The sequence below is a fragment of the Amycolatopsis sp. NBC_01488 genome, from assembly GCF_036227105.1.
Classification (GTDB): domain Bacteria; phylum Actinomycetota; class Actinomycetes; order Mycobacteriales; family Pseudonocardiaceae; genus Amycolatopsis.
In genome coordinates this window covers 9,393,241-9,413,345 of the sequence record NZ_CP109434.1, presented here as the reverse complement: position 1 = coordinate 9,413,345, position 20,105 = coordinate 9,393,241, and the positions used below count along the sequence as shown (strand labels likewise).

Sequence of the window (20,105 nt, the reverse complement as noted above, 5' to 3'; positions counted from 1 at the left end):
CACATGACACAAGAGCGCTCGGCCGAGGACGACCTGGATCCGGGCCGGGTCCGGGTCGCGGTGATCGAAGACCACCCGCTGTACCGCGTCTCCGTGGAGCGGGTGCTGGCCGAAGCCGAGTTCATCGAGCTGGGGGCGGTGGTCGACTCGGTGGCGCGGTTCCACGTCCACCGGCAGCCACCCGGCAGCGTGGTGCTGCTGGACCTGGGCCTTCCGGGCGTCGCGGGGGCGGCGGCGGTCCTGGAGGTCTGCGAGCTGGGACACCACGTGCTCGTGGTCTCCGCGCAGGCGGAGCCCGAAGTCGTGCTGGGGGCGATCGCCGCGGGGGCGCGCGGGTTCCTCTCCAAGGACGTCGACGCGGAGGAACTGCTGATCGCGATCAAGACGGTCGCCGGGGGCGGCGCGTACGTCTCGGCAGTGGTCGCCGGGATGATCATGAAGGACAACGCGGACCGGCCGGCCGTCTCGGCGGACGTCGAGCTGTCGCCGCGCGAGGAGCAGGTGCTGCGGCTGGTGGCGGCGGGGGAGCGTGACGTCGACATCGCGCTGATCCTCGGCATCGGCGTGCGGACCGTGCGGGGCTACCTCGACCGCATCCGCGACAAGACCGGCGAACGACGGCGGCCGGGTCTGGTCAAGGAAGCCATCCGGCGCGGCCTGATCGGCGGCTCCGGCCCGCGCCGCGGCGGCCGCAAATGAGCGACGACGACCAGGCACCGGCCAAGGCGCCCCGGCGGATCCACGTCGGGGTGATCGAGGACCACCCGCTCTACCGGTACGCGCTCACCCGCGTGCTCACCGAGGCGCCGGACATCGAGCTCGGCGCGGTCGCCGACTCGGTCGCCCGGTTCGCGGTCCAGGACCAGCCGGCGGGCAGCGTCGTGGTCCTCGACCTGAAGCTCCGGGGCGTCCAGGACGCGGCCGCGGTCCTGGAAGTGGGGCAGATGGGGCACAAGGTGCTGGTGGTGTCCGCGCACGCGGAGCAGCCGGAGGTGCTCGGCGCCATGCAGGCGGGCGCGAAGGGCTTCCTGTCGAAGGACGTCGACGGCGACGAGCTGCTGCGCGCGATCCGCACGATCGCCGACGACAACGCGTACGTCTCGCCGACGCTGGCCGGAATGATCATCCAGGACAGCGAAGAACGCCACGCGGGCCCGAAGATCGTGCTGTCGGAGCGCGAGAAGCAGGTCCTCCGGCTGGTCGCGGCGGGGGAGCGCGACGTCGACGTGGCGGAGATCTTGAACATCAGCGTCCGGACGGTCCGGTCCTACCTCGACCGCATCCGCGACAAGACGGGCGAGCGCCGCCGCGCGGGCTTCGTCCGGGTCGCGATCCGCGAGGGCCTGCTCCGCTAACCGTAACTCGCGTGATCAAGCTCGTGACTCGCGTGATCGAAGCCGGAACTCGCGTGATTAGAGCCGGAACTCGCGAGTCACGGACCTGATCACACGAGTCACGGGCTCAATCACGCGAGTCACGGGCTCAATCACGCGAGTTCCGGCTCCCGTCACGCCGGTTCCGGGCTCAATCACGCGGGTTCCGGGGTCAGAGGCGGCGGTTGGCCAGGGCCCCCGTCGCTGTGCGGGCCTTGGCCGACACGGCCGGGTCGACGTCCACCAGCAGCGTCTCCGGTCCCGGACCTGCCTGGGCGGCGATCCGGCCGAAGCCGTCGGCCACCGTCGAATACCCGATGCCCGTCGGCGCCTTCGGGTTCACCGAAACCCCCGTCGCCGCCGGGTCGGCCTGGCCGCAGGCCAGCACCCAGCAGCCCGAGTCCAGGGCCCGCGCGCGCACCAGCACCTCCCACTGCTCCCGCTTGCCGTCGCCCGCGCCCCACGACGCCGGCAGCAGCACGACGTCGGCGCCGTCGTCGGCCAGCGCGCGGAACAGCTCGGGGAACCGCACGTCGTAGCAGGTCGCGACGCCGTAAACGACGCCGTCGTGCTCGAAGGTGGTCACCGACGAACCGGGCGCCACCGTGTCGGACTCGGCGAAGCCGAACGCGTCGTAGAGGTGGATCTTGTCGTAGCCGCGGTGCTGCCCGCCGCCGGTGACCAGTAGCGTGTTGTGCACCCGGCCCTCGTCCGCCGGGGTGAACATCCCGGCGACGACCACGACGTCGTACTCGGCGGCCACCGCCGCGACCGCCGACGCCCACGGCCCGTCCAGCGGCTCGGCGACCGGCTCGAGGGGGCGCCCGAAGCGCGCCATGGTCGCTTCGGGGAACACGACGATCCGCGCGCCGCCGGTCGCCGCGGCCTCCACGCCGGAGCGAACCAGCTTCAGGTTCACCTCCGGGTCGTCACCCGAGTTGACCTGGCACAACGCGATTCGCGCCACCGCTGCCTCCTGCATGCTGGGATCGGCCGTCACCGGGGAGTATCGCTGAAAACCCCCTGGGCGTGACCTCGTACCCTGGAGGGCATGTTGAACCGCACCGACCTGCGCGGGCAGGTCCCGACCGCCGCCGAACTGCGCGCCACGCTGCCCCGCGCCGAATACGACGTGGACGCCGCACTGCATCACGTGCGCCCGGTGGTCGAGGCGGTCCGTGACCGCGGTGTCGAAGCCGTCCTCGAGTACACCGAGAAGTTCGACAAGGTGCGCCCGGCGTCCGTGCGGGTGCCGCGCGCCGAGCTGACGCGCGCGCTGGAGCAGCTCGATCCGCAGGTGCGCGCCGCACTGGAGGAGTCGATCACCCGCGCCCGCAAGGTGCACGCCGAGCAGCGCCGCACCGACGTCACGACCACGGTCGTCGACGGCGGCACGGTCACCGAGAAGTGGGTCCCGGTCGAGCGCGTCGGCCTCTACGCGCCGGGCGGGCTGGCCGTGTACCCCTCGACCGTGGTGATGAACGTCGTCCCGGCGCAGATCGCGGGTGTCGGCTCGCTCGTCGTCTGCTCCCCGCCGCAGGCCGCGTTCGACGGCCGGCCGCACCCGACCATCCTCGCCGCGGCCGAGCTCCTCGGCGTGGACGAGGTGTGGGCGGCCGGCGGCGCGCAGGCCGTCGCGCTGCTCGCGTACGGCGGCACGGACACCGACGGCGCCGAGCTGGCCCCGGTCGACATCGTCACCGGGCCCGGCAACATCTACCTCACCGCGGCCAAGCGGCTCCTGCGCGGCCTGATCGGCATCGACGCCGAGGCCGGCCCCACCGAGATCGCCGTCCTCGCCGACGAGACGGCCGACCCGGTGCACGTCGCGGCGGACCTGATCAGCCAGGCCGAGCACGACCCCCTCGCGGCGAGCGTCCTGGTGACGACGTCCGAGCAGCTCGCCGACGCCGTCGAGAAGGAGCTGGTGAACCGCGTCGCGGCGACCAAGCACACCGAACGCGTCGCCGAAGCACTGGGCGGCAAGCAGTCCGGCGTCATCCTGGTGTCCACAGTGGACGACGGACTGCGCGTGGTCGACGCGTACGCCGCCGAGCACCTCGAGATCCAGACGGCGGACGCGCGCGCGGTCGCCACCCGGGTCCGCAACGCGGGCGCGATCTTCGTCGGCGCGTTCGCCCCGGTGTCGCTGGGCGACTACTGCGCAGGCTCCAACCACGTCCTGCCCACCGGCGGGTTCGCCCGCCACTCCTCGGGCCTGTCCGTGCAGAGCTTCCTCAAGGGCATCCACGTCGTGGACTACACCGAGGACGCGCTGCGCGAGGTCGCCGGCCGCGTCGTCGCGCTGGCGAACGCCGAGGACCTGCCCGCGCACGGCGAGGCCGTCACCGCGCGCTTCGGAGGCGAGGCCCGATGACCATCGGCGAAGAAGTCACCCTGGACGCGCTGCCGCTGCGCGAAGACCTGCGCGGCAAGACGCCGTACGGCGCGCCGCAGCTGAACGTCCCGATCCGGCTCAACACCAACGAAAACCCGTACCCGCCGCCGCCCGAGCTGGTCGCCGACGTCGCCGAGGCGGTCCGCGCCGAGGCCGCCGAGCTGCACCGCTACCCGGACCGCGACGCCCTCGAGCTGCGCCACGACCTCGCCGACTACCTCAGCGTGTCGACGCGGGTCGTGCTCACCGAGGAGAACGTCTGGGCCGCCAACGGGTCCAACGAGGTGCTGCAGCAGATCCTGCAGGCCTTCGGCGGGCCCGGGCGCAGCGCGCTCGGCTTCGAGCCGTCGTACTCGATGCACCCGATCATCGCCTCCGGCACCCGCACCGAATGGATCCCGGCCCCGCGCCGCGACGACTTCACGCTCGACACGGCCGCGGCGGCGTCGGTCATCCGTGCCAAGCAGCCGGACATCGTGTTCGTCACCAGTCCGAACAACCCGACCGGCGGCTCGATCCCGCTCGACGAGCTGCGCGCGGTCCTCGACGCGGCCACCGGCATCGTCGTGGTCGACGAGGCGTACGCGGAGTTCTCGTCGCAGCCGAGCGCGGTCGAGCTGCTGGCCGACTACCCGGCGCGGCTCATCGTGTCGCGCACGATGAGCAAGGCGTTCGCGTTCGCGGGCGGGCGGCTCGGCTACCTGGCCGCGGCGCCGGCGGTCGTGGACGCGCTGCAGCTGGTGCGCCTGCCGTACCACCTTTCGCGGCTCACGCAGGCGGCCGCGCGGGCGGCGCTGCGGCACGCGGACGCCACTTTGGACAGTGTGCACAAGCTGGCCGCGGAACGCGACCGGGTCGTGGAGGCGTTGGCGGGCCTGGGTTACGACCCGGTGCCGAGCGATTCGAACTTCGTCCTCTTCGGACGGTTCAGCGACCCGCACGCGGCCTGGGAGTCTTATTTGGACAAAGGCGTGCTGATCCGCGAACCCGGCATCGACGGACACCTGCGCGTCAGCATCGGCACGCCGGAAGAGAACGACGCCTTCCTCGAGGCGAGTAAGGAAGTTTCCCGATGACCCGGATCGGCAAGGTCGAGCGGACCACCAAGGAGTCCTCGATCTCCGTGCAACTGGACCTCGACGGCACGGGCGAGGTCGAGATCTCGACCGGCGTGCCGTTCTACGACCACATGCTGACGGCGTTCGGCGTCCACGGCTCCCTGGACCTCAAGGTCGAGGCGACCGGCGACATCCACATCGACGCCCACCACACGGTCGAGGACACGGCGATCGTGCTGGGCCAGGCGATCCGCCAGGCCCTGGGCGACAAGAGCGGCATCCGCCGCTTCGGCGACGCGTGGATACCGATGGACGAAACCCTGGCCCACGCGGCGATCGACGTCTCGGGGCGGCCGTACTGCGTGCACGTGGGCGAACCGGAGCAGTACAACGCGTTCACGATCGGCAACAACTACCCGTTCGTCCTGACGCGGCACGTGTTCGATTCGCTGTCGTTCCACGCGCAGATCGCGCTGCACGTCCGGGTGATCCACGGCCGCGACCCGCACCACATCGCGGAGGCGGAGTACAAGGCGGTGGCCCGCGCACTGCGGGCGGCCACGGAGCCGGACCCGCGCGCGGGCGGCATCCCCTCCACGAAGGGCGTGCTCTAGCCGGGCGAACCCGGCGCCGGCATCCGTTGTCCCCTCCGGACAGCATCCCCGGCGCGGCCCTGGACTCCGGCACCACGAGTGTGCTCTCATGAAGAGGCGCATTTTTACAACGTTGTAACGAGCGTCGGGAGACCTGCACGGGGGGTTCGCCGGTGGACGGAGTCGTCGATGCAGTCGAGAGTTCGTTCCCCCGGCCCGTCCGAGATCCCCCGTCGACCCTCACGTTTCTCTGAGTTCGCATAGCGAGTCCCGTAACCGCGCCATGACCCGTCGATGTTCGCGGGGTTCCGGCGCGCCTGCGTGACCTTGTCGACCGTCCGCGGGCCAAAGCAGACTTGGCGATAGGAGACGAATGTCCGCTAAGAAACTGTCACGTCGCGATGCTCTCAAGGTGGCCGGAATGACCGTCGGCGCGGCCGCGGGTGGCACCGTGTCCGCGTCCCCGGCAACCGCGTCGACGCCGGATGAACCCGCGGTGCAAGCAGCCGAGACCTTGACGAACTACGGCAGCCACACCCACGATGGCCGCAGCATGACGATCACCAGTACCACCGGACAGCAGCTGAAAATCACCGCCTATGGCGACTACATCGTCCGGGTGCACAGCAAGCGCAGCGGCGAGACCTTCTTCGCCGACAATCGCTACGAAATGGTCGATCCGGCGAATCACACCGGCCTGACCGGAACGCTCGGCATCGTGGACGATGGCGCGAGCTTCACGGTGACGACCGCGGCCCCGGACGGCATCAAGATCGTCCTCCAGAAGAATCCGCTGCGCGTCGAATTCTACTGCAAGTGCGACAACTCGCTGCTGGCCAAAGAGGACGCCACGCACAGCATGAGCTGGAGTGGTGCCAACAACAGCGTGATCACGGAAACCTTCGTGCCGCCCGCGAGTGACGAGCATTTCTTCAAAGGCGGCCACGGTCTCTTCGGGCGCGCGCCGAAGGTGGACCGCACCGGGGACATCGTCTCGCACAACTACGGCCTGCGCACCGGCGCCGCGGATCAGGCACCGGCGATCGTGCCGTTGTACCTGTCGACCAAAGGCTATGCGGTCTTCTTCAACACGACCTTCGACACCACCTTCACCTTCGGCAACGGCGGCACGTACGAGTTCTCCGCCGACGACCACGACACTTCCGGCGCCCGGCCGCAGCTGGACTACTTCCTGATCAAGGGCCCGCGGTTCGCGAAGCTGCTCGACCGCTACACCCAGCTGACCGGCCGGCCGCGGTTCCCGCAGATCGGCATCTTCGGCCTGCAGCTGTCGGACAAGAACTTTCCCGACGTCAGCGACCAATACTGGTGGGTCGACAAGATCACCGCGTTGCGCAGCGCCGGCTTCCCGTTCGACGTCCAGGTCAACGACAACCGGTGGCGGGCGGGTACCGGCGCACTGTTCGGCTCCTGGTTCGAGTTCAGTTCGGTGCGCTGGCCCGATCCGGCCGCCTTCAAGAGGTGGGCCGACGTGAACGGCGTGCTCACCTCGCTGGACTACAACCGGAACAACTCGAACGAAATGGCCGGCTGGGTCGCCGGCCCGCCGCCGGGGTACAGCTTCCAGACCGCGGACCTCGCCAACGTCAGCGACAACGACGCGGTCCCGGACTGGAGCAACCGCGCGACCCGCGCCTGGGTGTGGAATGTCTTCTGGACCAAGGCGCTGGATCCCGGCCTGCACTTCCCCGGCGACGCGCTCTGGCTGGACGAGCCGGACGAAATGGGCACGATCCCCTACAACGCGCTCACCGCCAACGGCCAACGCTGGTCGGAATTGCGCAACGCCTTCTTCCTCTACTATCAGAAAGGTGTCGGCCAGGAGGGCTGGGACCCGAACGTCGGCAACGCCAAGCGGCCCTGGACTTTCACGCGCGGCGCAACCGCCGGCCAGCAGCGTTACGGCCATCTCTGGACCGGCGACATCGGCTCCGACTACTCGGAAATGCAGCAGCAGATCCGTGGCATGCAGAACTCCGGGCTGGGCGGCTTCCCGTACTCCAACATCGACGCCGGCGGCTTTCAGGGCGGGGTCATCTCCGACACGATGTACCGGAACTGGGTGGCGGCCTGGTCGAGCGTGTCGCCGATCTGGCGGCCGCACTCGGGAGCCGACACCGGGGCTTTGGGCACGGCCGCGTCCCGGTGGCCCATCGACCAGAGCGCCGCCGAGCAGGCCGATTTCCTGAAGTACAGCAAGATGCGCTACACGTTGCTGCCGTACATCTACACGATCGCCCACACCGCCCACCTGACCGGCATGCCGATGGCCAGGGCGATGGTGATCGACTACCAGGATCGCGGTAATGCCTACACCCACGACCTGCAGTACATGTGGGGGCCGTCGATCATCGTGATGCCCGTGACGACCGATACGGACGGCGCAGTCCAGAACGTCTGGCTGCCGGCCGGCGACACCTGGTACGACGTTTGGTCGGACGCCCGGACCGCCGGTTCGGACGCGGCGGACAAGGCCTACGTCACGAGGACCGGCGAGATCATCATGTACGTCAAGGCCGGGAGCATCCTGCCCAAGTACAAGTATGCGCAAAGCACGCACTACCTGGACAAGACCCAGCTGGAGATGGACGTCTACGCGGGCAAGGACGGGTCCTTCGCCGTTTACGAGGACGACGGCGTCACCGAAGACTTCCGCGTCAATTCGGCCAGCAGCGTGACGAATCTCGCGTTCACCGATTCGGCTCTCCGGGTGGTGATCGACCATCCGGTCGGCACGTACAGCGGTGCACCGTCGGAACGTCGTTATGTTGTCCGTGTTCACGGGTTGAGCGCCCCGGTCGGCATGCGAGTCGGCAACGGTGCGACGTTGCCCGCATTCACCAGCGAAACGGCGGCCGTTCTCAACGGCAGCGGCGAGGCCTGGGACTCGGCGAAGAAGATTCTTTCGGTGGTGACGCCTTCGATCAAGGTCGTGACCGGCGGCGGGACCGCGGCCACGATCATCCCGAGCGGCGCGGCGTTCCCCACCCCTTCGGGCGTGACGGTGTACGAGGCCGAAACCGCCGTGCTGAGTGGCGTGGTCGTGGACTCGCAGCACGCGGGTTACACCGGTGCGGGCTACGTCGATTTCGTGGACAATACCAACGACTTCGTCGAATGGACGGTCAGTGTGGCGGCCGCCGGTGCGCATACGCTCAAATTCCGTTATGCCAACGGTGGGACGACCAACCGGCCACTCGCGATTTCGGTCAACGGCACGGTGGTCAACGGCGGCCTGGCCTTCAATCCCACCGGCAGCTGGACGACCTGGGCGAACGCGAGCCTGAACGTGACCCTTCCGGCCGGCGCGGTCAAGATCCGTGCCGCCGCGACCGGATCGAGTGGCGGCAATCTCGACTGCCTGACTGTTCAGTAGCGCTGCCCAGCACGATCGGCTCCGCCGCGATGTGGCACGCTGACCGGCGTGAACAGTGGTGTGGTCGGTGTCCTCCTGCTCGCCCTCGGCGGCTTCCTCGTCGGCGGGGTCTATTCGACGTGGAAGACGGCGAAGGTCATGGCCGCGGTGCTCGGCGTCGCGGCACTGCTGGCCATCGGCGGCGCCATCTTCTGGCTCGCCAGCTGAAGCCGTGAATGTCGCGGTGAGGGACTCCAAGTCCCTCAAGGCGAGCCGTCATTTGGTTATAGACTCGTGACCGGGCTTGCCGGAGGCGAACCGGTGACGTTCCACTCCCGACGACGGTTTGACGGACCACCCGTCTTCGGATCGCCGACCAATTCGGCGACCGGTGAATCCTGCCGTGATCGCTGAGGCTGTGCCGCCGAGGACATCCGCGCGGCCCACCTTCGCCGATCCGCGAACCGAGACAGATGCCGGTGGACGAACAGCACGGCTGGCCCTTGAGGTCAGTGATCCAGCCTAGATCGAACATTTGATCTAGGCTGGATCACTGAATCAGCCAACATTGGGGTCGTCTACGTCGCCGAATGTGGTGCGCGGTGCTGACCTGCAGCGCTGCCCCGAGTGTGTGCAACACGCCGTGTGGCCATAGCTAACCTGGTAGTGTCAACCCGTCGGATACGCAGGGTGCCGCAGCGACGGCGCTCCGCAGCTACGGGGAGAGCGCAGTGACGACGACGGCAACTTCCAGACGAGCGCGTATGGCAGCGTCTGCCAACCACGAACAGTCGATGGTGCTGGCCCGTGGGTGACCTCGAACGCCAGTTCAGCCCCGGCGGCCATACGAACGCCGGAAACGTGATCGGGGTCGGAGCAGCAGACTCACCGACCGTCGCGAAGACAGCGACTGCATCCTCCCGGAACTCACCCAGGCTCAGGGGCAGGTCAGCTCCCCCGACGGTACAGTCGCCGTCGCCACCGCGCTCAACGCCGAGGGCATCGACGTCAAACTTGCTGACGCCGCATCCACAAAAAGCCCGGACGAACTCGGGGCGTTGATCGTTGCCGCGCTTTGCGGCACTCGAACCGCACCTACTGTGCCGCGCGAAACCGTTGTCGGCGCGGACGACGAAGCACCCTCCGACGACCAGAAGTCGTGCACCTATGGCTTGCTCAAACTAGGGAATGCTGCGGAAATGGGGGCATTGATGGCCGGAGACTTGCGTGCCGCTCAAGTGGTGCGTTTCTGGCGTGCAGTGGAGATGTTCAGTCCGCAGGGTGCTCCAAAACCGACGAAGAACCGTCGTGCAGGTTCCAGTGAAATCGTCCTCGACCTGGCGGTTGAGGACATCGCCCCGTGGGATCGGCAACACTGGGTCACCAGATCGAAACCGCCTGAGGGCAAGGTGTGGCAGTTCAGCGTCTACGGCGGAATTTATGGTCTGGCTGCGGTTCGAGAGGCACTGACCTCGGTTTTCGGTCGCGAGGGTAACGAATTCGTGGAGCACGACGATTCGGAGACCGCGATGTTCGCGTTCACCCTCGATGCTGAGGGTTATCTGGTCGAGGACTCGCCCGCTTTGTCCGCATGCGCGTGGGCGATCAGCCGGCTCCAGCATCCCGGACCGGACGCGCCGGGCTGGCTGGAGGGATTCAAGAGCGAGGAAGATTCGTTCATCGCCGCGCTCAATCGGCTGGTCCCACCGAAGCCGGATCGTCTCGGCTCGACGGGCAACGGTGTTGCGGCAAAAGTCGGCAAGGTGGTGCTCGGTCAGGTCAAGGGCGCGGCGACCGATGCGGCCTCGTCTGGAGCGAAGGCTGCTGGCGATGCGGTCAAGGTGACAACGGCGGCTGCGCTCACCACCGTGGCTGGCCCGGTAGTGGGCGGCATCGCGGGCGCGGCGGCCGGCACGTTCGTGGAAAAGTTGCTCACCCCGCGTCCGGCGAAGTCCGAATCAAAAACCGAGCCTGCGGCCACCGCCCCGGACCAGCAGAAGGCCGAGCAACCGTCATCCGAACCACCTCGGATGACGCCTCGGCTGGTGCACGCGTTCGTAACGCGGCTGGGGGAGGCGTTGGGCGTGACCGATCTGCTCAAGATCGACGGGGTTCGGGTGAAGTGCGTTCAGGTCCACAGACGGACCGCGGACGAGGCGTCCGAACAGAACTTCCTGAACAGCTTCATCGCCGACGACCTGCTCCGCATCGAGGACGCAGTGCGTGGCGGCAACGTGGGTGCCGGCGTCAACTCCTACCTCGCTGACACGGCCTCGATTCCTGCTGACACCCGGGTCGACGTCCGCGCGCGTCCCGAAGACGTCGTGGCCAGGGTGGCGCCGAGCCGCATTCCCGGCGGGCGTTGGCCGACCAGTGTCGACCGGCCGTTGGTCGTGAGCCAGCAGTTCGCAGTCAATCAGATCATGGGTAAGTTCGCCTCGGAGTCCGGCGTGTTCGCGGTAAATGGGCCGCCTGGCACCGGCAAGACCACCATGCTGCGTGATGTCCTCGCAGCGATTGTCGTCGATCGTGCCCAGCGCATAGTCGACCTGCGAGTGGCGCACCCGACTGATGCGTTCGCCGAGAGGACCGACCGAGTCCCGCTGCGGCCGAAGTACACCGCAACGGTGCATTGGCTCCGGCCAGAACTCACCGGTTCCGAAATCGTGGTGGCAACCGCAGGAAATAAGGCGGCGGCCAACATCACCGAGGAGATCCCGGGGATTGGCGCGGTGCGCGGAGCCGAGGAGGCGGCCTGTGACGCGGACTACTTCACAGAGTTGGCCAGCAATGTGCTCGGCGCGGACGCCTGGGGACTGATCGCGGCCAAGCTCGGCAAACGCAGTAACCGCATCGCGTTCGTCAAGCATTTCTGGTGGGGAGACCCGGCTGGCAAGGACAACGATTCCGGCCGGGATCGACCAGAGCCGATCAAGGGTATGAAAGAGATCCTTGACGACGCGGCCGCGCATCCGCTGACCGCCGACATCTGGGCCGAATCCGTGCGCCGGTTCAAGGAGGCGCGTACCGAGGTCGACCGGTTGGCTGCCGAGCGGCAGCAGGCTGCTGAAGTGATCGCCCGCATCACCAAGCGCCAGGCGGAACTTCCCGCTCTGCAGAGCGTTGTCAAGACGGCACGAGCGCAGACCGCCCGCCACGCCGCTGATCTTGCTGCTGCTCAGGACCAGCTTGCCGACGCTGAAGAGAAGGCCGGAAAAGCCGGCACCGCGTGCGACGAGCACGCGAAACGCCAACCCAACTTCTGGGTGTCCCTGTCCACGTTCTTCCGAGCCGGGCGCGAGTGGCACAAGAAGGCAGACCAGCTCGACAAAGCACTCGACAACGCGAAGGCCGCTGCCGACTCATTGCGGTCTGCCGTCGCATTTCACAAGGCGGCAGCCGGCCAGGCCGGCATCGCGCAACGGCAACACGAGGTCGCGCTGGAGAACGCGATGTATGAGATCGCGGCACTGGAAAGGCGGCTCGCGCAGGCTCGCGCGCGGTGGCCGGGACGTCTGCCGTATCGGCCGGATTTCGCTACCGACGAGGAGTTCCAACTGTGCGCGTCGTGGGCCGACGCAGCGTACACAGAAGCCCGCAACCAACTGTTCCTCGAGGCGCTCCGTCTGCACAAGACGTTCATCCTCGGGGCACAACCCCGGTTGAGAGACAACCTCGACGTCGCCATGGCGGTACTGCGCGAAGGTCTACGGCTGCCGACGGAGACGCTGCAAATGGTGTGGCGGTCGTTCTTTCTCGTCGTTCCGGTGGTGTCCACCACTTTCGCCTCGTTACCACGCCTGTTTCGTGGCTTGGGGCGGGAAGCGTTCGGGTGGCTGTTCATCGACGAGGCCGGTCAAGCAACGCCTCAACAGGTGCTCGGCGGAATCTGGCGGGCCCGGCACAGCGTGATCGTCGGCGATCCACAGCAGCTCGAACCGATTGTGTCGCTGCCACTGTCCGCTCAGCACGCACTGCGGCGCAACAACCAGGCCGACGAGCAGTGGACGCCGGAGAACACCTCAGCCCAGCGGATCGCCGACCGGTTGGCGCGATTCGGCACGTCGCTGCCGGAGCCGGATGGCAACGCTCGAGTGTGGGTCGGCGCGCCACTACGAGTGCACCGGCGTTGTGAACGATTGATGTTCGGCATCTCGAACGACATCGCCTACGGTGGCGACCTGATGATCTACGGAACCCAGGTCAATGGCGACTATCCGGGTCACAGTGCCTGGATCGACGTGCGCGGCACATCCAGTGACAATTGGGTGCCGGACGAGGGTAAGGCACTGTCCGAACTTTTCGAGGAACTGCGACGGGACGGCGTCGGTCCCGGCGACATCCGCGTGATCAGCCCGTTCCGCGACGCCGTCCGGGGCGCCGAGGAGATAGCCCGTCATCGGTTCGACTGGTCGTTCGTCAAGGACAACGTCGGCACCGTGCACACCGTGCAGGGCCAAGAGTCGAACGTGATCATCCTCGTGCTGGGCAGCGCGCCGCGCAAGACTCGGGCCCGCGAGTGGGCAGCAAAGACCCCGAACCTGCTCAACGTCGCGGTATCGCGAGCCAAGCGACGTCTCTACGTCATAGGCAACCGGGCCCTCTGGCAGGACCAACGCTACTTCGACACACTCGCCGCTCGCCTCCCGGTGCGCGCTTGGCCAGCGGATAGCCCCACCGACAGGAGTCTGCGACTGCATGACGACCAAAGGACCGCCGACCAGCGGTAGCGAACACAACCGCACAAGAAGTCCGTTGAAGTCAGCGAGACCGGATCCGCAGAGCCGGGTACAACCTTCTCCGCAACGGCCGCTCAAATGCCGATGCTAGACCAGCTGGTAGAGCGTGCCGTGTTTGCTTTTCATGGTGGACTCGACGGACTCGGCGAGGGCGGAGTCGCGGACCAGGAGGCCGAACTCGACGTTGCGGTTCTCCGCGCTGAATGAGAAGTTAGCGCTGGTCAGCATCACGACCTCGTGGTCGATGACGATGAACTTGGCGTGGCTGACGACATGCTTGCCGTTGGTCAGTTCGGCGGACCGGTAGATGGTCGCCCTCGGAAACTGGGCTTTGACCTTGGCGGCGTCGGCCTTGTCCCCGTCGACGTATATGGTGACGACAACTCCAGGTTGCGGGGACGCTTCCTTGAGCACCTTCCACATCTGGGATGTCGGCTCGAAGTTGTAAGTCGCACAGACGACCGACTGTCGCGCCGCTTGGACTAGACGATGGAACTCGCCGGTGAGGTGCCCGACTGTGGCTTCATTGCCGGGCATGGTCCACACGGGCGTGAGGTCGCGATGGATCGACTTCGCGCCGGCGATCGCCCGCAGTGTGCCCGCCGCCCGCTCACCATCGCGGGGGCTCAGACCCGCTGCGACGAGCAAGCGCCTGGCTGTCTCGCGGCGGACGGCGTTGACGACGGCGAGCGCCTTGACGATGTGCTGGCCCGCCTCGAACTGGACGGCCAGTGCTTCGGCTTCACCTGCGGTGAGGAACTCCCCGAGTTTGGCGAAGGGGTCAGAAGGCATCGACGCTCCCGAAGAACCCGGGTACAGCCTCGCCCGTGGCCGTAGGAAGGTCAAGCAGGAATCGCCGGTCGAGGAAGCGGTTGGCCTTCTCGCAGGAGGTCTCCGAGGCGAACGAGCAGCAGTGACATGCTGCGCCGTGCAGAAAGTCCTCCGGAGCACTCGGGGTTCGCATCGCGCAAACAGGGTCTGACGAGCACCTCGAGGCACGTCGCAGCGCCGACACCAGGAGCGCGTGGAGCCGTTCTGGTTCGGAGAGCGCGACTAGACCGCCGAGGGTGCCTTCGCTGTCGGACGCGGTGGTACAGATCAGCAGGCCGGCAGCGGCATCACGTTGAGGCGAGCCGGTCCAGCCGTAGATCCTCTCGCTCAGGCTCGCGGCCCCGTAGCCGCTGAACATGGCCATTTCGCGTATGAGGGCGTGCGAGAGCGTGTGCAGCAGCCAGTAACGAGGTGCGGGCAGACGAACGTCAGGGTCGACGTTCTTGGCCGTCTCGGAGAAGCGGCGTTCGAAGTTCCGTCTGTGGGCTGCTTGATGGGCCTTCCACACCGAGATCGGGGGCGACAGGATCGAGTTCTCCCAACTGGCGACAGCGTCCAGGTCGAGTTGGAGGAAGATCCCCTCACCTCGATCCTCCGTCGCCGGCACCCAAGTGGGTTTGCCGTTTCGGGTGAGCTTGACCAGGCGGCTGGCAAGGTCGTTGACGCGGTCCATTTCATCAAGCCGGGTGAAGCCGAGAACGGCGTTGACCTTCTTCATCTGGTTGACTGCTACGACCCGGCTGATCATCGGGTGCAGGTCGCCGTGGCGCTGCGTCTCGGTAACCATCAGGCCGTTGGTGTTCTGTTGCTGCGGGAACAGCGCTGGCTTCTGGAGGTAGCGCCACTCCGGGACCAGTAGATCGACCGGATCCCAGGCAGCGCGCTTCGCCTGTTGCTCCTGCTCGGAGTCCGCAGGTGCCAGTACGTCGGCAACGGCGGCGGCGATATCGCCGTCCGCCACGTCTGCCAGGTCGATGTTCCTTGCCCCAGCCAGCGCCTTGATCACGTCGATCTGGTTGCCGAACTGCCTGATCTGCTCGACACCGAACTCGGCCCGCAGCCGGTCGGCGAGAGCCTCCTTCTCCTCGGCCTCGGTTCGGGGCATGACGATGATCGACTGCGTGGAGGCGAACCAGAGGTTCGACGCGCCCATCATGATCAGTGCGGGTCGGGCGTCGCATTCGCCGTCGAAGGCGTTGAGATGCGGGTGCCGCCCTCGGCACCGTTGTGGGAGCTTCTCCCGGCCGACTGAGCCCTGCGCCTCGGCCATGCCTCGGGTCTGGCCGCACGACGCGCACGCGATAGTCGAGCCAACGCTCTTGCCGACGTTGGCGTCACGCATCTTCATGTCGGGCAGCTCGGCCTTGGAGCACCTCATGCCTCGGTGCACCCACAGCGAGTACGGGAACTCATCGAGATGACCGTTGGCGCAGGTCAGCAGGTGTTGCGCGGGCACAGCAGGGCTGCCGGACTTTTTCGTGGACTTGCCACCACGGCCGGGACAATTCTTGTGGGTGAACTGCGCCAAGTCGGGCCTGAACGGGTGCGTGTTGGTGTAACTGAAGCGGGTTAGCGGGCCGAGATAGTCACATCCGGTGCAACGGAACCATTGCGGGAATACTCGCGCGGGGACGCCGAGGTCGGAGCCTTCGTTGAACATTCCCGTCCGCTTCGGCTGCCACGGGAACGGTCGCAGCGCGTCGACCTGCTGGCCGAGGTGCAGCCGGACGACGTCGAGCAGCCGCGGTTCGATGATCGGCCGGATGTGCTCGCGGCGCTTCCAGATCGGCTCCCAGTCGTCGAGACCTGCAGGCATGATCGAAAAGTTCGGCAGGTCCATGATCGCACCGGGACCGTAGGTGTAGAGGAGCGACGAGGGGCGGGCGGAGCCGACCTTGGCGCGGTTCTTGACCATGCCTTCCTCGGCGTCGCCGAGCGGGTCAAGCAGCTCGTGCTCGTCGTGCAGCATGTCCTCACCGGACTCGGGCAGCACGTCGGTCATCAGTCTTCCTCCCCGATCGGCAGCGTCCAGTCGGCTACGCCTTCGGGTGCTCGAGAAAAGAGGCGCTCAGGTACTGGGCTGACCAGCAGGTTGATCTCAGGTTGGACTTCGCGCATTGAGTTCGCGATCGTGAACGGCGCTTCGAGGGATCCGCCGACCGATGCCTTGGCGTTCTCCGGGCTGATGATCAGAGGTAGGTACTTGCCGCCTTCTCCGGTGCGTTCGTAGACAAGTGTCTTGTGCATTTGCGCGGCGCGCGTAGCACGCTCGCTCCAGCGTTCGACCCGGTTGACTAGCAGGTCGTTGGCTCGCTTGGTTGCTGCCTCGTCGAGCGCGGCGGCCGCGATGCGCTTCTTGAGTTTCTCGACGATCGCTTCCACAGCCGTGCGCTGGTCCTTGATCCGCCACGCCTCCCGCTCCGGTGACAGACCGTTATTGACGGAGGCTTGCAGCACCCGAGCCGCGCTGACAAGCAGGCCGTCAATACCGCGCGCCAGCGAAGTCGGCGAGTACGGCGTAACCGACAGCGCTTCGACCTGGGCGTAGAAGGTCTCGTGGTAGTGCCGGAACTGCTCGAAATGCGCGAGATCGCGAGGTCGAGCCCAGTTGCCCAGCGAAACCACCAACCCGGGCCGCGCGGACGGGTCACGGCCGACGCGCGAGGAAGCCTGGATGTACTCCGCAGTGTTCTTCGGCTGCCCCACCACAAGCATCAGGCCGAGCCGCTGGACGTCGACACCGACCTGCAACATCGAGGTCGCCAGCACCACGTCGAAGGGTGAATCGGCTTCAGCGCGTCGTGCGACCTGCTTGCCCTCCTTCCCCGCGGCGATGCGCTGACGGGCAGCGTCGGTGGTGTCGTAGTCCGGATCGAACTCGAGCCCGAGGCGGTCGAGCGTCGCACCGATCTCCGAGGACGCGATGCGGGAGGTCAGCTCGCCGGTCTTCAGCAAGCCGAAGGTCGCGCCACGACGACTCGGGAATCCGGAGTCCTTGCGAGGCCGCTTGACCCGGCTCTGGACGTCGTCGGCGACGTAGCGTGCCATGCCGGCCAGCTCGCGGGTGGCGTTGAAGTAGCCGACCAGCGTCATGTAAGGGTCGGCTGCGGTCCCGGCCTTGTCCAGCAGCAACTGGCCCGCGGAGAGCAAGACCTCCGAGACACGGATCTCAACGCTGGACAGGCGCACACCCTGAGCACTGACCCCGACGTAGCGACGGCCCGGGTTGTTGGCGTCTATCGGTATTTCCCGGGAAAAGAACGTGTCCGCGACATCCAGCACCTGCGGTGGAAAGATCTCGACCTGGCGGCCGTAGAGGCCGCGGACCTGATCCTGGGCGTTGCGTACCGTCGCGGTCGAGGCGACGATCAGTGGTTTCACCGGGGAGCCGTCCGGCTTCTCCCACGACGACAATGTCTCGACCACGACCTCGAAGAGACCTACCGAGGTTCCGAGCGCGCCGGTGATGAGGTGCAGCTCGTCCTGGATGATCAAGTCTGGCGGACGGAGCCGTCCGACTGGTACAACCGTCGCCGCCGGCATGCCATCCTTGGCGGGGTGTGAGCCGACTTGACACGGCGCATAGTCAGCGTGGACATAGCCGTGGCGGCCGCAACGCCGGCTGACATATCCGAACAACGCGGCGGCTTCGCCCTCGCGAGCCAGCCGGGCGAACTTGTCGACTGTGGCGATCACGAAGGCTGGCGTGAGGCGGTAGATCTCCTCGTCGACGGTGAGCACCGGAAGGCCCTCGCCTACGGCTCCGCCCTTGGCGAACGGGCACCGACGTAGCTCGTCGCCGCAATGGACGAAGACCCGCCGCTGCGTGGCATCGGCCTTCACGTGGGCCGCGGTAATCGGGGTGCCACACCACGGGCAGCGCTGGATCTGGAGAACTGTCAGCCGATGACGGCCGAACTCGTTGGCCTTCGTGAGCTGCTCGTCAGCCTCTTCGAATCTCTTAGGACTTACATCGGTTCCGACCCACAGGCCGATGCGGAACGGCTCGCTGCCCCAGGTCGCTTCGTCGTCACGACGTGCGAGCTCGGCCGCGCACACGAGCGTGGTCGCCCGCTGGAATTGCTGTGCGGTCAGCAGACGCAACGTGTAGCGCATGAGGACCGCGATCCCGTTGCGGCCGTCCAGCGGCCCGGCCGCAGACTCCACGACACCCTGACGGCGGCGGATGGCAAACGTGTACGCCGCGAGACCGAGGTAAGCCTCGGTTTTGCCGCCACCGGTCGGGAAGAACAACAGTTCGACCTTCGACCAGTCCTCCGAGCTGCGGATCGGTGCAGCGGGATCAGTCAGGGCGCCGAGCTGCATCAGGATGAAGGCAAGCTGGAACGGACGCCACGACGCAGCTGAGGCGCCCCGCCCCGCGACAACCTCCTGTGCCTGCTCGATCGACAAGGTGGCGTCGGCGGCACGTGCAGCGGCAACCTGAGAAGCGATGCGCTGGTCACGCATGACGCGGTTCATGAACTGGAAGCACCGCAACGCTTCTCGGTCATTGGCGAGGTGCTCCAGACCCGCGGTCAGCCGCTTGTGTGCCTCCCGGGCCTCTCCCAAGACGAACTCGGCAGTTTCTTGAAGGTGGCTCGGCAGGTTCGCGGTCTCCGCGTGCTGGCTGTCCAGCCACGTCCCGTAGCCATCGACAAGTGGAGCCAGTCCGGTTCGCAGGTCATCTGCGGAAGCGGATGCCAATGCGCCCATAGCCAGCAGCGCGTCTTCGACAGATCGCGCGCGGGTCTGCGCCGTTTCGGCAACGGGCAGCCAGGTCGTCTCGACCGCCGTTGCGCGACGCGATCCAGCCCTGACCGTCCAGCCAGCCGAACAAGTGCGTCCGATCGCGAATTCTAGCCGGTTGCGGTACTGGAGGTTGAGCTGCTTGACCTCCTCGTCGTGCTCCGGCCAGTCGTGCTCCAACACGTCCTGCACCGGCAAGAACACCTCTGCACCGCCCGCATCGACCACGAGCTTGGTCTGGAACATCCACATGCTCAGCGGGATCGGCATAGGCGTCTCGCGGTCGTTGCACAGCGCGATCTCGACCAGGACTCGGCCGCACGTGGGGTCGTCATATCGATCGACCCGCAGCACAATCGACTCCTGCAGCGGCACTGTCGCGGTCTGGCCTGGCACGAGGTCAGCCACACGGATCGTTCGAGGCACCTCGACTGGGGTGCGCTGGTACGCACGGATCGGGCGACCCGCCTTGGAGACCTTGTCCGTCTCGACCGTTTCGTACCTGCCCCATGACGCGATGACACGGAACGCATCGAGTTCGTCGGGCACTTGGAACCGCAGACCCATCGAAGCGGGGATCATCAGCCCCTGCTTGGGCGCACGATCCTCGGCGTCGTCATCTTCAGCGTCGGCCTCTGTTTCATCGGCCGCGTATGCTGGCACACCACGACCGTCGGTGGCAGCATCGTCGTCCGTTCGGACCTCGATCAAGTCGCGGCCGTCTGAGTCGCTGGGCGACGCCGTCGCCGCGCCGACCAACTTCACCGGAGCGACGTGCCCGACCAGGTACTGCGAGCGCGGGCTGAACGGCAGCGTCTCCTCCGGGCCGTGGATCGGTCCAAGCAGCTCACGCTGGAGGATATCCATGAGGTTCTCGCGCACCGCGTACGACGAACCGTCCAAGTCGTAGTTCAGCTCGTACGACGCCTGCGTACCCGCCGCCTCAGTGGTTGCCTCTGTCACGGTGACAAGTCTGTCGTAGCGGTCC

At 67.0% G+C, this 20,105-nt stretch carries 12 protein-coding genes; 8 read left to right on the top strand and 4 right to left on the bottom strand.

Going from position 1 to position 20,105, the window contains the following annotated elements; all coding sequences use genetic code 11:
- The first annotated feature begins 3 nt into the window (after positions 1-3).
- Complete coding sequence (locus OG738_RS44150) at positions 4-699, top strand: response regulator transcription factor (RefSeq protein ID WP_329050028.1); 696 nt, start codon at positions 4-6, stop codon at positions 697-699.
- Positions 696-1,355 (top strand): response regulator transcription factor, encoded by a 660-nt coding sequence (locus OG738_RS44145; RefSeq protein ID WP_329050026.1) that lies wholly within the window; start codon positions 696-698, stop codon positions 1,353-1,355. Before OG738_RS44150 ends, OG738_RS44145 begins: the two co-directional genes overlap by 4 nt.
- Positions 1,356-1,545: 190 nt before the next feature.
- Here OG738_RS44145 and OG738_RS44140 read toward each other — a convergent pair whose 3' ends face one another.
- Positions 1,546-2,340 (bottom strand): carbon-nitrogen hydrolase family protein, encoded by a 795-nt coding sequence (locus tag OG738_RS44140; RefSeq protein ID WP_329050025.1) that lies wholly within the window; start codon positions 2,338-2,340, stop codon positions 1,546-1,548.
- Positions 2,341-2,424: 84 nt separating this feature from the next.
- Between OG738_RS44140 and hisD the strand changes: the two genes are divergently transcribed.
- From hisD to OG738_RS44110, 6 genes are all read left to right on the top strand, one after another.
- Positions 2,425-3,750 (top strand): histidinol dehydrogenase, encoded by a 1,326-nt coding sequence (gene hisD / locus OG738_RS44135; RefSeq protein ID WP_329050023.1) that lies wholly within the window; start codon positions 2,425-2,427, stop codon positions 3,748-3,750.
- Entirely contained in the window at positions 3,747-4,847 is a 1,101-nt protein-coding gene (locus OG738_RS44130; protein WP_329050022.1) for a histidinol-phosphate transaminase, read from the top strand. The genes hisD and OG738_RS44130 overlap by 4 nt, the downstream gene beginning before the upstream one ends.
- Positions 4,844-5,443, top strand: a complete 600-nt coding sequence (hisB, locus tag OG738_RS44125; RefSeq protein ID WP_329050021.1) for an imidazoleglycerol-phosphate dehydratase HisB — start codon at positions 4,844-4,846, stop codon at positions 5,441-5,443. The genes OG738_RS44130 and hisB overlap by 4 nt, the downstream gene beginning before the upstream one ends.
- 400 nt (positions 5,444-5,843) lie before the next feature.
- Positions 5,844-8,819, top strand: coding sequence for a TIM-barrel domain-containing protein (locus tag OG738_RS44120; protein ID WP_329050020.1), 2,976 nt, complete (start codon positions 5,844-5,846; stop codon positions 8,817-8,819).
- A gap of 48 nt (positions 8,820-8,867) precedes the next feature.
- The gene (locus OG738_RS44115) at positions 8,868-9,026 is read left to right on the top strand and encodes a hypothetical protein (RefSeq protein ID WP_329050018.1); all 159 of its coding nucleotides are present in this window, start codon (positions 8,868-8,870) and stop codon (positions 9,024-9,026) included.
- An 872-nt stretch (positions 9,027-9,898) separates the two neighbouring features.
- Complete coding sequence (locus OG738_RS44110; protein ID WP_329050017.1) at positions 9,899-13,528, top strand: DEAD/DEAH box helicase; 3,630 nt, start codon at positions 9,899-9,901, stop codon at positions 13,526-13,528.
- Between the two features lie 96 nt (positions 13,529-13,624).
- On the opposite strand, the gene drmC is transcribed toward OG738_RS44110, so the two are convergent.
- From drmC to drmA, 3 genes are read right to left on the bottom strand one after another with little or no spacing between them, the layout of a single operon-like run.
- The gene (drmC, locus tag OG738_RS44105; protein ID WP_329050016.1) at positions 13,625-14,329 is read right to left on the bottom strand and encodes a DISARM system phospholipase D-like protein DrmC; all 705 of its coding nucleotides are present in this window, start codon (positions 14,327-14,329) and stop codon (positions 13,625-13,627) included.
- Positions 14,319-16,370, bottom strand: coding sequence for a DUF1998 domain-containing protein (locus tag OG738_RS44100; protein ID WP_329050014.1), 2,052 nt, complete (start codon positions 16,368-16,370; stop codon positions 14,319-14,321). The genes drmC and OG738_RS44100 overlap by 11 nt, the downstream gene beginning before the upstream one ends.
- Positions 16,370-20,080 (bottom strand): DISARM system helicase DrmA, encoded by a 3,711-nt coding sequence (drmA, locus tag OG738_RS44095; protein WP_329050013.1) that lies wholly within the window; start codon positions 20,078-20,080, stop codon positions 16,370-16,372. The genes OG738_RS44100 and drmA overlap by 1 nt, the downstream gene beginning before the upstream one ends.
- Positions 20,081-20,105: the final 25 nt, after the last annotated feature.

Coding starts and splice junctions, on each gene's coding strand:
- OG738_RS44150 (WP_329050028.1), top strand. CDS start 4: ATGACACAAGAGCGCTCGGCCGAGGACGACCTGGATCCGGGCCGGGTC.
- OG738_RS44145 (WP_329050026.1), top strand. CDS start 696: ATGAGCGACGACGACCAGGCACCGGCCAAGGCGCCCCGGCGGATCCAC.
- hisD (WP_329050023.1), top strand. CDS start 2,425: ATGTTGAACCGCACCGACCTGCGCGGGCAGGTCCCGACCGCCGCCGAA.
- OG738_RS44130 (WP_329050022.1), top strand. CDS start 3,747: ATGACCATCGGCGAAGAAGTCACCCTGGACGCGCTGCCGCTGCGCGAA.
- hisB (WP_329050021.1), top strand. CDS start 4,844: ATGACCCGGATCGGCAAGGTCGAGCGGACCACCAAGGAGTCCTCGATC.
- OG738_RS44120 (WP_329050020.1), top strand. CDS start 5,844: ATGACCGTCGGCGCGGCCGCGGGTGGCACCGTGTCCGCGTCCCCGGCA.
- drmC (WP_329050016.1), bottom strand. CDS start 14,329: ATGCCTTCTGACCCCTTCGCCAAACTCGGGGAGTTCCTCACCGCAGGT.
- OG738_RS44100 (WP_329050014.1), bottom strand. CDS start 16,370: ATGACCGACGTGCTGCCCGAGTCCGGTGAGGACATGCTGCACGACGAG.